Raw genomic sequence first — 14,804 nt, forward strand, 5'->3', positions numbered from 1 at the left:
ATCACAGTTAAGACGCTATCTCCCACGACGAAGGCAGATAGCATAATTTCCTCGAACCGTCATTGTTGTTGGATGCGCTATTCCTAATGATTGTTCACAAATTTGTAATGCTTCAGAATAAAGAGGTTCTGCTTCTGTGTACCTGCCTTGGGAATAGTACAATCCTGCTAAATTGTTGAGGGAAGTTGCCACATCGGGATGATTGTCTCCTAAGAGTTGTTTTCTCAAATCTAATGCTTCTAGATAGAGAGGTTCCGCTTCTGTGTACCTGCCTTGGGAATCGTACAAGTATGCTAAATTGTTGAGGGAAAGTGCCACATCGGGATGATTGTCTCCTAAGAGTCGTTTTCTCAAATCTAAAGCTTCTAGAAGGAGAGGTTCCGCTTCTTTGTACCTGCCTTGGGAATCGTACAATGCTGCTAAATTGTTGAGGGAAGTTGCCACAAGGGGATGATTGTCTCCTAAGAGTCGTTTATACAAATCTAATGCTTCTAGATAGAGAGGTTCTGCTTCTGTGTACCTGCCTTGGGATTGGTACAATAGTGCTAAATTGTTGAGGGAACTTGCCACATGGGGATGATTGTCTCCTAAGAGTCGTTTTGTCAAATCTAAAGCTTCTAGATAGAGAGGTTCCGCTTCTGTGTACCTGCCTTGGGAATCGTACAATAGTGCTAAATTGTTGAGGGAAGTTGCCACATCGGGATGATTGTCTCCTAAGAGTCGTTTATACAAATCTAATGCTTCTAGATAGAGAGGTTCCGCTTCTGTGTACCTGCCTTGGGAACGGTACAATGCTGCTAAATTGTTGAGGGAAGCTGCCACATCGGGATGATTGTCTCCTAAGTGGGTTCGAGTTGCGGTTAAACAAGCTTGACAGTAAGGTTCAGCAATAGCATACAATCCTTGTCCTTCATAATACCGAGCTAAACCCGTATAGGACCAAAATAAATCCTCATCAGCGATATATTGGGGATATTCCCCGACAGATGCTTGTAGATGGAGAAGGAAAGGTTTAAATTCTTCAACGATTTCTACAGTGAGATTCTCTGGCATTTCTGCCGATTTTTTGGCCATAATCCCACAATAACGGCGTTTTGCTGGTTCTGCGTGGGGTGATGCTTCTAACTTATCCCGAAAGTAGCGACGCAACAGGGGATGAATTTCATACCAACCATCACGATTATCCTGAACTAAACTCAGGTGAACTAAACTATCGGTTAACCATTCCTCCACTGTATCCCCATCTTCATCGGGAAATAAATCCAGAATCATCCCCTTGGGAAAGGGCGCAAGAGCGAATAAACTGAGGTAAAGTGCCAAAATTTGCGCTTCTGGTTCGCTATGCAACTCCTCCCAACTGAGATTAAAGGCAGCTTTTAACCCTCTTTCCGCAGTCATTTCCCCATGAAACTTGGGATTTTTGGCTAAAATTGGCTCATCTAAGCCGTTTTCGGCTAATTTCTGCCGTATTTTGCTGATTTTCCAATCCTGTCGTCGTACCAGTAACCTTGCCACCAATTCTAACGCCAAGGGTAAATAACCTAAATCCTGACATAATAATTTAGCTGCCTCGATTTGTGTGTCAATTCTGTTGTCTTCAAGGTAGGAACGCAATAAATCAAGTGCATCTTTTTCTTTTAATACTTCTACTCGAAAAGTCGCAATTGTCGCTGATAAATATTCCTTGCGAGTGGTAATTAAAACCTGAAAGCGTTTGTCTTCTTGCGGTGGTAAATAATCCCTAATTTGCTGATAATCCCGTACATCATCAAAAATAATTAGGACATTTCCCGCTAACCAGTTTTGCCAACAATAACGAATTTTTACGTCTAATTCTCCCTCATCCGGTAAAGTTAATTTGAGATGTACCCGCGCAAAATCTAAAATAGAAGTACCGATAAAACCGCCGTCACTCTCTGCCACATTTAACCAACATATCCCCCCCGGATAGGTTTTTTCCCGCCATTGTTGCCAGCCAAACTGTCTGGCTAGTTCGGTTTTACCTATGCCTCCCATTCCCGTTAAGGTAGATATAGCAAGCTTTTGGGATTGTTGTAATTGAGTTTTTAAGTCAATTAATTCCTGATCCCTACCAACAAACTTAGGGATATTACTATTAGATAAATTGTGAGGATGTTGTTTAACCTGTTCCTGAACAGGCGGCTGCAGTCAGGTTTTATTAATGTTTATAGTTGCTGCTTGATAAACTTCACTAACCTGACCCTGATTCTGTAAATTTTGACCTCCAGAATTAGCCTGGTTCATACTACTACTATCCTGAATTTTCAAGGATTGAATTTCTGTTGCTAAACCCTTGACTTTTTCGGCAAAATCTGCTTCATCATTCATGGCAACCTTTAAATAATCTGCTACTTTTTCTAGATCAGTTTTTGACCCTTTTTCAGCAGCTTGTAAAGCTTTTTCAGCATTAGGATTAGCTTTAAGTTTATTCCAGATGATTTGCCGCAAAGTATTAATTTTTTCTAGAGCAGCTTCGGTAAATTTTTCTACAGTAGTCTGAAATACCAAAGCAACAATTGTCGCCACTGTTATCGGTTCCATAGATAAAATCGGGGTGATGAGGGTTAACTTATTTATCTGGTTTTTGGGGGTATAAGTTGCCAGCAATATAAACAACTCTTACCCCCATCATAGAACTTGTAATTTCATTTAGGCGGGTACTTCAATTTTACCCTGTCCGGCTAATCCAAAAGCGGCATGAACCACTTGTAGGGCCCTGACTCCATCTTCCTGATTCACCACACAACTGATTTTTATATCAGAAGTAGCAATCATCAAAATATTAATTTTCTCCTTTGCTAAAGCTTCAAAAAAGCGTGCTGCTACCCCCGGTTGTCCTTCCATTCCCGAACCAACAATGCTCACTTTGGCTACATCATTATTAACCACCACTTCCTGTAAACCCAAACTTTCCGATAGTTCTAAGAGGATTTTTTGGGCTAAATTAGCATCAGCTTGGGGTAAAGTAAAAGCGATATCCCGTCGGGGAATACCATCGACAATGCGGCAGCGTTGGGATTGAATAATCATATCAACACTGACATTTTTTGCCGCTAAAACCGAGAAAATTCTCGCCGCCATCCCGGGGCGATCGGGGACGTTACGAATGGCCATTTGTGCCTGATTATTATCTAGGGCCACTCCCCTGACTGGGACTAAATTTTTAGGGATTTCGCGATTAGCAACTTTAGCAGAATACTCCACTTGAAAAGCATCACAAAGGACTTTAATTGCTTTTTCTCCGTCCGCTTCATCGATGACACAACTGACTTTTACTTCAGAAGTGGAGATCATTTCGATATTAATTGCCGCTGCGGCCAAAGTGCTAAATATTTGGGCAGCAATTCCAGGCCGGCCGATCATACCAGCGCCGGTAATGGCGATTTTAGCGGCCCCAGATTCGATGATCACTTCCGCTTCCTCTGTATTAGTGGGATGGGAACGTAAAACCGGCGCGATCGCTTCGGCCACGGATTGGGCTTTTTTTAAGGCATTTCCCATCACCGTAAAGGCGATATCGTTGCTGTCCCCCTCGTGAATCGATTGAATAATTAAATCCACGTCCACCTGTTGATGAGCGATTTCCCCGAATAAACGGGCAGCGATACCGGGACGGTCAGGAACCCGTAAAAGGGAGATTTTCGCCTGATTACCGTCAAATTCCACCGCATCCACTGCTTTTGTCAATTCCAATCCTTGCAGGGTGCGCGGTTTCGGTGCCGGGGATGTCACCCAAGTACCCGGATCCTCTGTCCAACTGGAGCGGACAACCAGGGGAACCCCGAAATTTTTAGCGATTTCCACCGCTCGCGGGTGGAGAACTTTCGCCCCTAAACTGGCTAATTCGAGCATCTCATCGCAGGTGATTTGGTCTAAAAGACGCGCTTCGGGGACTAAACGGGGGTCAGTGGTGAGAATACCGGGTACATCGGTGTAAATTTCGCAAAAATCGGCTTTTAAGGCGGCTGCTAGGGCCACGGCCGAGGTATCGGACCCACCGCGTCCTAGGGTGGTAATCTCTAGTTGATCACTATCGCTGACACCTTGAAAACCGGCGACAACAACTACTTTACCCTCCGATAGATGTCGGGAAAGGCGATCGGTTTTAATTTCTAAAATACGGGCCCGACTATGTTCGGATTCCGTGACAATTCCCACTTGAGCGCCGGTTAGGGAGATGGCCGGTTGTCCGATTTCCTCTAGGGCCATACTCATCAAGGCGATTGTTACCTGTTCCCCCGTGGATAATAACATATCCATCTCCCGGCGCGAGGGTTCAGCGGCGATCTGTTTGGCTAAATTGACCAATCCATCGGTGGTTTTACCCATGGCAGAAACGACCACCACCACGGTGTTTCCTGCTATTACCGTATTTTTGACCCGTTGAGCTACCGATTGAATGCGTTCCACGGAACCTACCGATGTACCACCGTATTTTTGGACAATTACAGCCATAGTTGTCAGCGCTAGAGACTTTCTATCTTTGTTCAATCTCCAACTTATCAAAATTCCTAACGATAAGTGGTTTTGGTTAACATTCCTTATGTTTTATCAAATGCCGACTATCTGAATTAATCTTTAAGGAGGCAGTCCGAGCATTTGTACTAAAATGTCAATAGGCAGTTTAAATACAGTACATTTATGCTATTAATAATATTTTGGCTCTCTTAGGTTTGGTGGGTATTATGTATTCTAAGATATAGTCCTGCTGGCGAGTGAATGGAACGAACCACAAAGACACAGAGGACACAAAGATAGAACGCTACTTATTTCTGCGTTTCTTAGGTGGGTATTATGAAAGATATTTGAATGTTAGATACAGTAATAATTATCAATTCTGATCCCCCCGCCTATCGGCACCCCCCTTATCAAGGGGGGCAGGGGGGATCGAATCTAAAATCCATTTTTAATTTAATTATAACCAGCTATTTAGATACAGTAAAAATTATCAATTCTGATCCCCCCGCCTATCGGCACCCCCCTTATCAAGGGGGGCAGGGGGGATCAAATCTTTAAGGGCGGCAAATAAATAATTAGCTAAAGTTACTCCATCTACTCCTAATTCTGTCCTTTCTTTGGCTGCTAAAATGCCAGCTTGAGCGTGTAAATAAGCCGCTAATGCGGTTGCTTCTGGGGCATTATCGGGCATTTGGGTTAAGAATCCGCCGATTAATCCCGTTAAAACATCACCACTACCACCTCGCGCTAAAGCGGAGGTACTTTCGGGGATTATATACATTTTACCTTCCGGGGAGGCGATTATAGTTCTGGCTCCTTTTAATAAGACAATTGCACCACTTTGTTGAGATGCTTCTTGAGTGATATTAATCCTATCTTGAGAACCTGATAAGTTAGGAAATAAGCGTTTAAATTCTCCCCAATGAGGCGTTAAAATTGTCTTATTCTGGCGAGATGATAATTTTTCTATACCCAATTGAGCCAAAATATTTAAAGCATCGGCATCGAGTATAATCGCCTTATCACTGTCTAAAACCTGTTCGATAATAGCAGGATTTTCTGTGGTTAATCCAGGACCACAGGCGAGGACATGATAATTATTTAATTCGAGGGGAAGTTCGGCAATAGCTCCCGTGGCAGTTTCGGGACAATCGATAATTAATGCTTCTGGTAAATGACTAATTAATAAAGATTTGAGGGCAGCAGGAACAGCAATAGAAAGCATTCCTACACCACTACCTCGCGCTCCTAATCCGGCAAGAATTGCCCCCCCTGCATAACGACGAGAACCACAGATAATTAATAAATGTCCCTGCTGATATTTATGGGTAAGGAGAGGACGGGGTAAGGGTAAATAAGGGCGAATTAGAGCGGGATTAACTCTCAGAATTGGCGGTGAATCTTGTAAAATTGTTTCTAGGTCAAGGGGACTAATTCCGATATCAATTAACTCCACTTTACCCAGATAGGGTAAGGCCAAATCTTGGAAAAAAGCTCGCTTCCAGAGTCCCAAACAAAAGGTATGAGTGGCTTTAATTGCCGTGCCTAAAACCTCTCCGGTGTCGGTGTGAATTCCCGAAGCAATATCGATACTAATTACCGGTTTTTGCCAACTATTAATTTTATCGACTAATTCGGCAATCTCTCCCGATAAAGTCCTTTCTAAACCAAAACCGAAAAGACCATCGATAATTAACTGACAATCCCGCAAACATTCTAAAGTTTTCTGAAAAATTAAGCCTAAATGCTTGACATAATTAGCCTGTTGTGCTGTTAAATCCTTGAGTTTGGCGATCGGACAAAAAAGAGATACTTGATAACCGGCGAGATGTAATTCTCTAGCAATCACGAGAGCGTCGCCGCCATTGTGGCCGGGGCCGACGATAACGCCAATTTTGGGGAAATTAGCCAAAGAATAGGACTTTTTAAGCTGTTGTGCCGTTAACAGGGCTGCCTTTTCCATCAAAGCGGCCACAGGCATACCAGAGGCAAAAATCGCCCCTTCAATGCGACGCATCTGCTCACTATTAACCACGTTTGACCGATAATTGTAGCTCATTCGGGGGATAAATTGCCTGTTAACAGGTGTAGATAACTTTTTTGCCGAAAATTGCCAATTAGCCCCAATTTTCACCGGCTCAAGGCTGGGTTGGGTGATAATAGCCAGATCATTCTGTCTAGTTTTAGCTTGACGGTGATTCGCCCCTACAATAATATCATTGCGCCAATGGTAGGGGCGCACTGCGTGCGCCCACAATGTCCTCACCCCCAAACCTTCTCCCAGAAGCAGAAGTTATTCCAAGAGGGCGAATGCAATTCGCCCCTACAGATATTATTTGAAGCTGATCACTGAAAAGACTCCCCCACAGCCATCTCACCCCGGGGAAAACCGCTATAGAATAGATAAAAAAGAGAATTGCGAGGAAAAAACCCTGTCTTTTAACCCGATTGTCATTCCCCCTTCCCCAGAAAATCCCGCTCGCTATCTAGTGATCATGCTGCACGGTTGGGGTGCGGATGCCATGGATCTGGCCCCCCTAGCATCGATGCTGGATCTGGCTGATTGTCAATTTTTGTTTCCTAATGCTCCCTTTGATCATCCCCAAGTGCCGGGGGGACGTGCCTGGTATGCGTTAGAAACCTCCGATTATCAAGGTTTAGCCGCTAGTCGTCAACAGTTGCAGGATTGGATTATTTCCCTAGAAGCAACTACCGGTATTCCCCTAGAGCGGACTTTTTTGACCGGTTTTTCCCAAGGGGGAGCGATGACGCTGGATGTGGGTTTATCCTTACCCTTGGCGGGATTGGGTTCCCTGAGTGGTTATCTGCACGGTGAACCCCATCCCCAAGGTCCACAAAATGTCTTAATTGTTCATGGTAAGCAGGATCCCGTCGTTCCTATCGCTGCTGCTCGTCAGGCCAGAGATTTACTGCTTGGTTTGGGGGTTAACGTCGAATATCACGAGTTAAATATGGGTCACGAAATCCCGATTCCGGCGCTGACTATTTTACGCCAATTCCTCCGCAATCGTCTGGAAACTGCATGAATAATGCTCGTCAGCTGGCTTTGCTGATTTTACGCGATATCGATCGCTCTTCCGCCTATCCCGATCGCGCTCTTGATCGCCATTTGTCCGCTAGTTCCTTAAATTGTCTTGACAAAGCCTTGACAACGGAGATTGTTTATGGTATAATACGCCGCCAAAGAACTTTGGATGCGCTGCTCGATCGCTTGGGGAAAAAAACTGCGGCCCAGCAACCCCCGGATTTACGGCGAATTCTCCATATTGGTCTTTATCAACTGCGTTATCTCTCCCAGATTCCCCCATCAGCGGCGGTGAATACGGCGGTAGAATTAACTAAAATCAGTCATTTAGGCAAATTAGCGGCGGTGGTTAACGGAATGCTGCGGCAATATCTCCGTTTAACTGCTAATGGCGATGATCCTTTAATTTTGCCAGAAAATACCGCTTCTAGATTGGGTATTCTCCACAGTTTCCCCGATTGGTTGGTGCAATTGTGGTTAGATCGCTTTAGTGTTACGGAAACGGAACAACTTTGTCAATGGTTTAATCGATCTCCTGACCTCGATATTCGGATTAATCCCCTGAAAACTAGCCGAGAAGCCCTAGAAAATGAGTTAGAATCAGCCAATATAACTTTTAATCATCTTAAATTACCTCTAGCTTGCCGTTTAACCTCTGGTTTAGGCAATATTGAGCGTTTAGAGGGATTTCGAGCTGGAAATTACACTCTACAGGATATTAGCGCCCAATTAGTCACTTATCTCCTCGATCCCCAGCCCGGAGAGACAATTATCGACGCTTGCGCGGCACCGGGGGGAAAAACCACTCATATTGCCGAATTAATGGGCGATCGGGGTAGAATATTGGCCTGTGATCAAACGGCATCCCGTTTACGACAGTTAGAAGCCAATATTAAAAGATTAGACTTAAAAGCGATCGAAATACATCTAGGAGATAGTCGCGATCGTCCCCAGTGGTGCGGCATCGCCGATCGTGTACTAATCGATGCTCCCTGTTCAGGATTGGGAACCCTGCACAAGCGTCCTGATATACGTTGGCGACAAACACCCGAAAATTTACCTGTACTAGCCAAACGACAGGGGGAACTTTTAGCCTCGGCTGCCACTTGGGTAAAACCGAAGGGAATCTTAGTTTATGCCACCTGTACCTTAAATCCGTTAGAAAATGAAAGAGTGATCGAGCAGTTTTTAGCCGCTCATCCCGATTGGAAAATGGCCCCTCCTGACTCTAATTCATCTTTCTCAGAATACTATACAGAAACGGGAGCGATCGAAGTGTTACCCCATCGGCATAATCAAGACGGTTTTTTTATGGCTAAGTTAGTCAAGGAAGTGTGAGATGAAAAATAAACAATTACTGAAAATTCTCATCGGTGTTGCCTGGATTGATGGTGTCATTCAACCATCAGAAAGAAATTATTTACGACAGGTAGCTGTGAGGGAAAAACTTGATGATGATCCGGAGATTAAACCACTATTATCGGAACTAAAACCGATTAAAACCAGTGAATGTTATCGATGGTTAGAGTCTTATTTAGGCGATAATCCTAGTCCGGAAACCTATCAAGATCTAATAACATCGATTAGCACTTTAATCTATAGCGATGACGACGTGGATATACAGGAAGCGAAATTATTAACCAAAGTGCAGAGTCTTGATCCGACTCACGATAGCCATCGATCTATTTTAGATAAATTAGTGACGGGAATTCAGAAATTGTACCACAGGGCAATTACTGAAAGTAATTAGGGTCTGCTGAAAAAGTTTTTCCTGGGGGCAGGGTGTAGGGTGTAGGGTGTAGGGTGTAGGGTTTTACTGATTTTGAGGGGTTCAATTACCCAATTTTCAGGGAAAAAGTACCTGAATTTTCCCCCCGATCACTCCCATATCTGGTACTTTTTGGAAACCAAAAAGTCTAAAAGTCTTATACACAAGGTTTTTAGATTTATTCAGCAAACCCTAATTAAGGAGGGGCTATCAGTGATGAGCAGGTCAAAAAATTCCCCGATAAAAACTGATAGCTGATCCCTAGATTTTAGGTAATAACTGTGGGTTGTTCCCGTCCAGTAGATTGACGAATTTGACCGATTTTTTCGGCTAAATCAATTAAGGGTTGTAGGGCCTTTTGGGTGTCGATATCGTGTTTACTTGCGTCCGGTTCATAACTTTCTAGATAAACCCGGAGAGTTGCTCCTTTAGTTCCCGTACCCGATAGACGATAAATAATCCGAGAACCATCGGTAAAACCAATGCGAATGCCTTGATTTTTACTGATACTACCATCCACCGGATCCGTATAGCTAAAATCATCGGCATATTCCACTTCATAGTTACCAAATTGTTTACCCTTAAGGTCTAAAACCAGCTTCTGGAGACGTGCCATCATCTCTTTTGCCGGTTCTAAGGCGACTTCTTCATAATCATGACGAGAATAGAAATTGCGGCCAAATTCTTGCCAATGACTGCGGACAATTTCCTCTACAGATTCCCCTTTAACTGCCAAAATATTTAACCAGAAAAGAACCGCCCATAAACCATCTTTTTCGCGAATATGATTGGAACCCGTGCCGAAACTTTCCTCACCGCAAAGGGTTGCTTTCCCCGCATCTAACAAATTACCGAAGAATTTCCAACCGGTGGGAGTTTCATAACAGTCAATTCCCAGTTTAGCCGCTACGCGATCGGCCGCCGCACTGGTGGGCATCGATCGCGCCACTCCCGTGATACCATTTTGATAGCCCGGTACTAGATGAGCATTGGCAGTTAGTACAGCTAAACTATCACTGGGGGTGACAAAAAAATTCTGACCGAGGATCATATTGCGATCGCCATCTCCATCGGAAGCAGCCCCAAAATCCGGGGCCTCTTGACCGAAGAGAATTTCTACCAGATCATGGGCATAGACTAGGTTAGGATCGGGATGACCACCACCAAAATCCTCTAGGGGAATACCATTTAACACTGTACCCTTGGGTGCACCTAAACGCTGTTCAAATAGAGCATAAGCGTAGGGACCGGTTACCGCATGGAGAGAATCCATGCACATTTTAAACTTACCAGAAGTGAGTAGGGCCTGAATGCGATCGAAATCAAAAATCTTTTCCATCATTTTGACGTAGGGAGTAACCGCATCGATCACTTCCACATCCATAGTTCCCAGTTTAAAGGAACCGGGGCGATCAAGATTAATATCGGCCCCTAAGAGGATTTTATAACTGCTAATCACCTTCGTCTCAGCATAAATTGCATCGGTGATATTTTCCGGTGCCGGTCCGCCGTTAGTAATATTGTACTTAATGCCAAAATCCCCCTCTGGACCGCCGGGGTTATGACTAGCGGAGAGAACAATACCGCCAAAAGCGTTATTTTCGCGAATTAACCCAGAAATAGCGGGAGTGGAGACAATACCATCGGTTCCCACGAGGATTCTACCGATACCGTTAGCGGCGGCGATTTTCAGGATAGTTTGAATAGCTTGACGGTTATAATAACGACCATCTCCACCGACGACTAGGGTTTGACCCTCGATACCGTCTAAAGTATTGAAGATAGCTTGAATAAAATTTTCCAGATAATGGGGTTGTTGAAAAACGGGAACGGATTTTCGCAATCCAGAAGTCCCCGGTTTCTGGTCACTAAAGGGTTTTGTGGCAACGGTTTCAATCGTCATAGTCTTTTCTCGATGGGCTGACGCAATTGTAAACTTAAGTATATAGCAGTAGGTTGACAGCCAAGAAATCGGGTAAGAAAGACAACGGTTCTATTGGGTTTGGTGAGTGAGTGGAAGGAACCACTCCAGACACAAAGGACACAGAGATCGATCGCTCCTATATAATTTAAACTGGTCGCAACGCGCTCGCTACGCGAGATCACACAAAGAATAAGAGAGCTAATCTAAGGATAGGGGGTTAAGATGGGTCTTAGCCGATAAATTAACCAGGTTTGGGGGTATAAACCCCCAATAATAACCAATTTTAGCTATATCGCTTAATCGGCCCCTTCAATCGGTGCAAATCCCTGACGTTGAATATTCTCGCTGATGTGACGAGGTTCGAGGAATTGCAGCAGATAATCGGGCCCCCCTGCTTTGGAACCTACCCCCGACATCTTGAAACCCCCGAAGGGTTGACGGGAGACAATCGCACCGGTGATTCCCCGGTTAATATAGAGGTTTCCCACTTCAAATTCCTGCGTAGCTCGGTTAATATGGGCAGGAGTGCGAGAATATAAGCCACCGGTTAGAGCATAGTCGGTTCCGTTAGCTACGGCTAAAGCTTGCTCAAAATTGCTCACTTTGATAATCGCCACCACCGGACCAAAAATTTCCTCCATCGCTATTACCGCATCGGGGGGAACATTCTTAAAGACGGTGGGACTGACGAAGTAACCCACTTCTGGAATCGGCATTTCTAGAGCCAATTCTGCCTCTTTTTTACCAGTTTCGATATATTCCCGAATTCTTGCTTGAGCTTTCTCGTCGATAACCGGTCCTACTTCCGTACTCGGTAAATCCGTCGGCCCGATATTGAGGGACTTGGTAGCCTCGACAAAGCGATCAACAAAGCTATCATAGACGCTTTCCAGAACGATTATCCGCGAACAGGCCGAACATTTCTGGCCGGTGTAGCCAAAAGCGGACTTAACCGCACCGACAACGGCCTGATCTAAATCGGCACTCTCATCGACAATTAGGGCATTTTTGCCGCCCATTTCGGCGATAACTCGTTTTAGGTGTTTTTGACCCTTTTGCACGATAGAGGCATCTGTATAGATGCGACAGCCCACTTCTCGTGAACCGGTGAAGGCGATTAGGTGAACATCGGGATGGCTGACTAGATGCGCCCCCACCTGGGAACCTTTACCCGGGATATATTGGAAGACTCCGGCAGGAATACCCGCTTCTAGGAGAATCTCGGCAAATTTCGCCGTAATCACCGAGGAAGTCTCGGCGGGTTTCAATAGCGTACAGTTACCTGCTACTAAAGCCGCTACTGTCATCCCCACCGCAATGGCTAGGGGGAAATTCCAGGGAGAAATCACTAAAGCAATACCCCGGGGTTGGTAGGAATAACGATTATTCTCACCTGCTACGTCGAAATTATGCCCTAAATCCAGTCTTTCCATCTCGGAGGCGTAATAACGGCAAAAATCGATCGCTTCTGACACTTCCGGATCCGCCTGTTGGATAACTTTGCCCACTTCCAAACAAATCCAGGCCGATAACTCGTGTCGTCGCGCTTCCATCAAATCCGCCGCTTTTCGCAGTATTTCGGCTCTTTTTGCCACTGGAGTGCGTTTCCAAGCGGGAAAAGCCTGTTTCGCCGCTATGATCGCTTTTTCTGCCTGTTCCACCTCAATTAAGCCTACTTTCCCCACTATTTCCTGTGGGTTACAGGGATTAACGGAATTAATTTGAACATTGGTGGCGACGTATTCGCCGTTAATTAGGGGTAAATAGGTTTTACCGAGGGAATTTTTGACAAAAGTAAGGGCTTGACTCGCTTTATTTCGTAATTGCTCGTTAGCATAATCTGTATCGGGGGCATTAGGAAAACCGGCGATAATCGGGTTATCCTTGCCTAAAACCCGGGGGGCTGCGATTAAATCTTCCACGGGACGATCCTCCAAATTTTGCCTTAGGAAGGAACTATTAGCGGTATTTTCTAATAAACGGCGGATTAGGTAGGCCATACCGGGTAAGAGTTGTCCGTAGGGGGAATAAACCCGCACCCGATGACCCCGCTTCACTAACGCTTTGGCTAATTGGTCGCCCATGCCGTACAATACCTGCATTTCAAAGCGACGACGGGGAATTTCTAAACTTTCTGCGATCGCACAGGCCAAAGCTTGCGATCGCACGTTATGACTACCGATGGCGGCGTATAAATATTGATGATTTTCCAATAATAACCGCGTCATCCGCTCATAATTGGCATCGGTGGCCGATTTTTCGTTATATACCGGCTGTGGCCAATGATTTTGCCTAGATTTAATCGTTTCCTGATCCCAGTAAGCGCCTTTGACTAGCCGGATAGTCAGGGGATAACCGCGCTTTTTGGCCCAATTAATTAAATCTTGTAAATCTTGGGCAGAATCTCTTAAATATGCCTGTAGGGTGATGCCAATATCGGTACGACTGCGAAATTCTTCTTCTAGGAGTAATTCTTTCAGGATAGCCAGGGTGAGGTTTTTATAAACGTACTGTTCCATATCAAAATGGACTGCCACCCCTAACTCCTGAGCGCGTCGCAATAGTAGGCGAATGCGATCGCAAACTTTCTCCTTACTGCCAATGGGATCCATGGGATCAAACTGAGAATAAAAGGCAGTTAGCTTGACAGAAACCTGCACTTGTGGTAGTAACTCGCCATCTGCTTCATCAATTTGGCTAACTTTATTCCATTTGGTCGCTTCTTGAGCCAAATGGGTCATTAAATCCAGATAACTTTGTAGATAAACTTGGGTTTCCGCTTCAGTAATTACCGCTTCACCGAGGAGATCTATGGTAAAAGCCATTTTTTCCTTGCGCAGACGGGTGACAGTGCGAGTAATTTGCTCTAGGTCTTCCCCGGCGATATACTTACGAGCTAAGGTTTCTACGGATTTACTGATCAGACTGGCGGCCGTTTGAGCCGGTAGGGAGTTAGGATCACTAAAGTTGAGGATACTTTTCAGCGCACTGGGCAGTTCTACGGAAGCATCACCGAGGTATTGTTGGAGATGATTAGCGATCTCGGCATTACTGCGTAAAGCGGGTAAACAGTCAATAAAACGGAATAATTGTACTCGTAAATTGGGGTTAGACATTGCCCAATCGAGTAATTTATCATCCCAACGCATTTGATCCTGTAAAGCAGACCAAAGACCTTTTTTTTCGCGAGTTTCGGCTAAAAGTTGTCTAGCGATCTCTTGGGTTTTGGTTTCGTAGTTTTGAGTTGATTCGATTTGGATAACCACGGCGATTCAAGTAAAAAAATTATCAACGGGATTCAGCTTTCAGCAAGCTACCGTCAGCCTTCAGCCTAAAATTCAGTTTTTGAGCTTTTTCAGCTGATTGCCGCTCTTAATGGCTCTTTTCTCTGGTTTATATTCTTACCGAAGGACTAATCAAAGCTAATAGCTGATCGCTTTTGCTGAACACTCTATTGTACTCGATCGAGTGGGAATTATGAATTATGAATTATGAATTATGAATTAGGAAATGGGGAGAATAAATAAAAATAATCTCCTGACTTCAAAGAGGGTGTGGGGTGTGGGGTGTGGGGTGTGGGGTGTAGG

Annotated in this window: 9 protein-coding genes; 3 read left to right on the plus strand and 6 right to left on the minus strand. The window is 44.7% G+C overall.

Annotated features, from left to right (window positions below):
- Positions 1-15: 15 nt before the first annotated feature.
- The 4 genes from IM450_RS20380 to IM450_RS20395 form a co-directional block, all read right to left on the minus strand.
- Positions 16-2,034, minus strand: a complete 2,019-nt coding sequence (locus IM450_RS20380; protein ID WP_353736973.1) for a tetratricopeptide repeat protein — start codon at positions 2,032-2,034, stop codon at positions 16-18.
- A gap of 135 nt (positions 2,035-2,169) precedes the next feature.
- Entirely contained in the window at positions 2,170-2,562 is a 393-nt protein-coding gene (locus IM450_RS20385) for a hypothetical protein (protein WP_043999701.1), read from the minus strand.
- 108 nt (positions 2,563-2,670) lie between these two features.
- Positions 2,671-4,476 carry an aspartate kinase gene (locus tag IM450_RS20390; protein ID WP_046663368.1) on the minus strand — a complete coding sequence of 602 codons (1,806 nt, stop codon included), beginning with the start codon at positions 4,474-4,476 and terminating at the stop codon, positions 2,671-2,673.
- A gap of 493 nt (positions 4,477-4,969) precedes the next feature.
- Complete coding sequence (locus IM450_RS20395) at positions 4,970-6,538, minus strand: NAD(P)H-hydrate dehydratase (protein WP_287666083.1); 1,569 nt, start codon at positions 6,536-6,538, stop codon at positions 4,970-4,972.
- Positions 6,539-6,932: 394 nt separating this feature from the next.
- Here IM450_RS20395 and IM450_RS20400 point away from each other — a divergent pair, with 394 nt between their 5' ends.
- Genes IM450_RS20400 through IM450_RS20410 form a run of 3 tightly spaced genes read left to right on the plus strand, consistent with a single transcriptional unit; the run spans position 6,933 to position 9,275 of the window.
- On the plus strand, positions 6,933-7,526 hold the full coding sequence (locus IM450_RS20400; protein ID WP_353736974.1) for an alpha/beta hydrolase: 594 nt from the start codon (positions 6,933-6,935) through the stop codon (positions 7,524-7,526).
- Positions 7,523-8,863, plus strand: coding sequence for a 16S rRNA (cytosine(967)-C(5))-methyltransferase (locus IM450_RS20405; RefSeq protein ID WP_149989776.1), 1,341 nt, complete (start codon positions 7,523-7,525; stop codon positions 8,861-8,863). Before IM450_RS20400 ends, IM450_RS20405 begins: the two co-directional genes overlap by 4 nt.
- A 1-nt stretch (position 8,864) precedes the next feature.
- Entirely contained in the window at positions 8,865-9,275 is a 411-nt protein-coding gene (locus tag IM450_RS20410) for a TerB family tellurite resistance protein (RefSeq protein ID WP_287666022.1), read from the plus strand.
- A 286-nt stretch (positions 9,276-9,561) separates the two neighbouring features.
- Here the strand turns inward: IM450_RS20410 and IM450_RS20415 are convergent, their stop codons facing one another.
- Both IM450_RS20415 and pruA read right to left on the minus strand, forming a co-directional pair.
- Positions 9,562-11,196, minus strand: coding sequence for an alpha-D-glucose phosphate-specific phosphoglucomutase (locus IM450_RS20415; protein WP_002800133.1), 1,635 nt, complete (start codon positions 11,194-11,196; stop codon positions 9,562-9,564).
- A gap of 317 nt (positions 11,197-11,513) precedes the next feature.
- Entirely contained in the window at positions 11,514-14,483 is a 2,970-nt protein-coding gene (pruA, locus tag IM450_RS20420; protein WP_287666026.1) for an L-glutamate gamma-semialdehyde dehydrogenase, read from the minus strand.
- Between the last annotated feature and the right edge of the window lie 321 nt (positions 14,484-14,804).

Origin of the sequence: Microcystis sp. M083S1 (assembly GCF_020246405.1) — a bacterium.
Classification (GTDB): domain Bacteria; phylum Cyanobacteriota; class Cyanobacteriia; order Cyanobacteriales; family Microcystaceae; genus Microcystis; species Microcystis aeruginosa_C.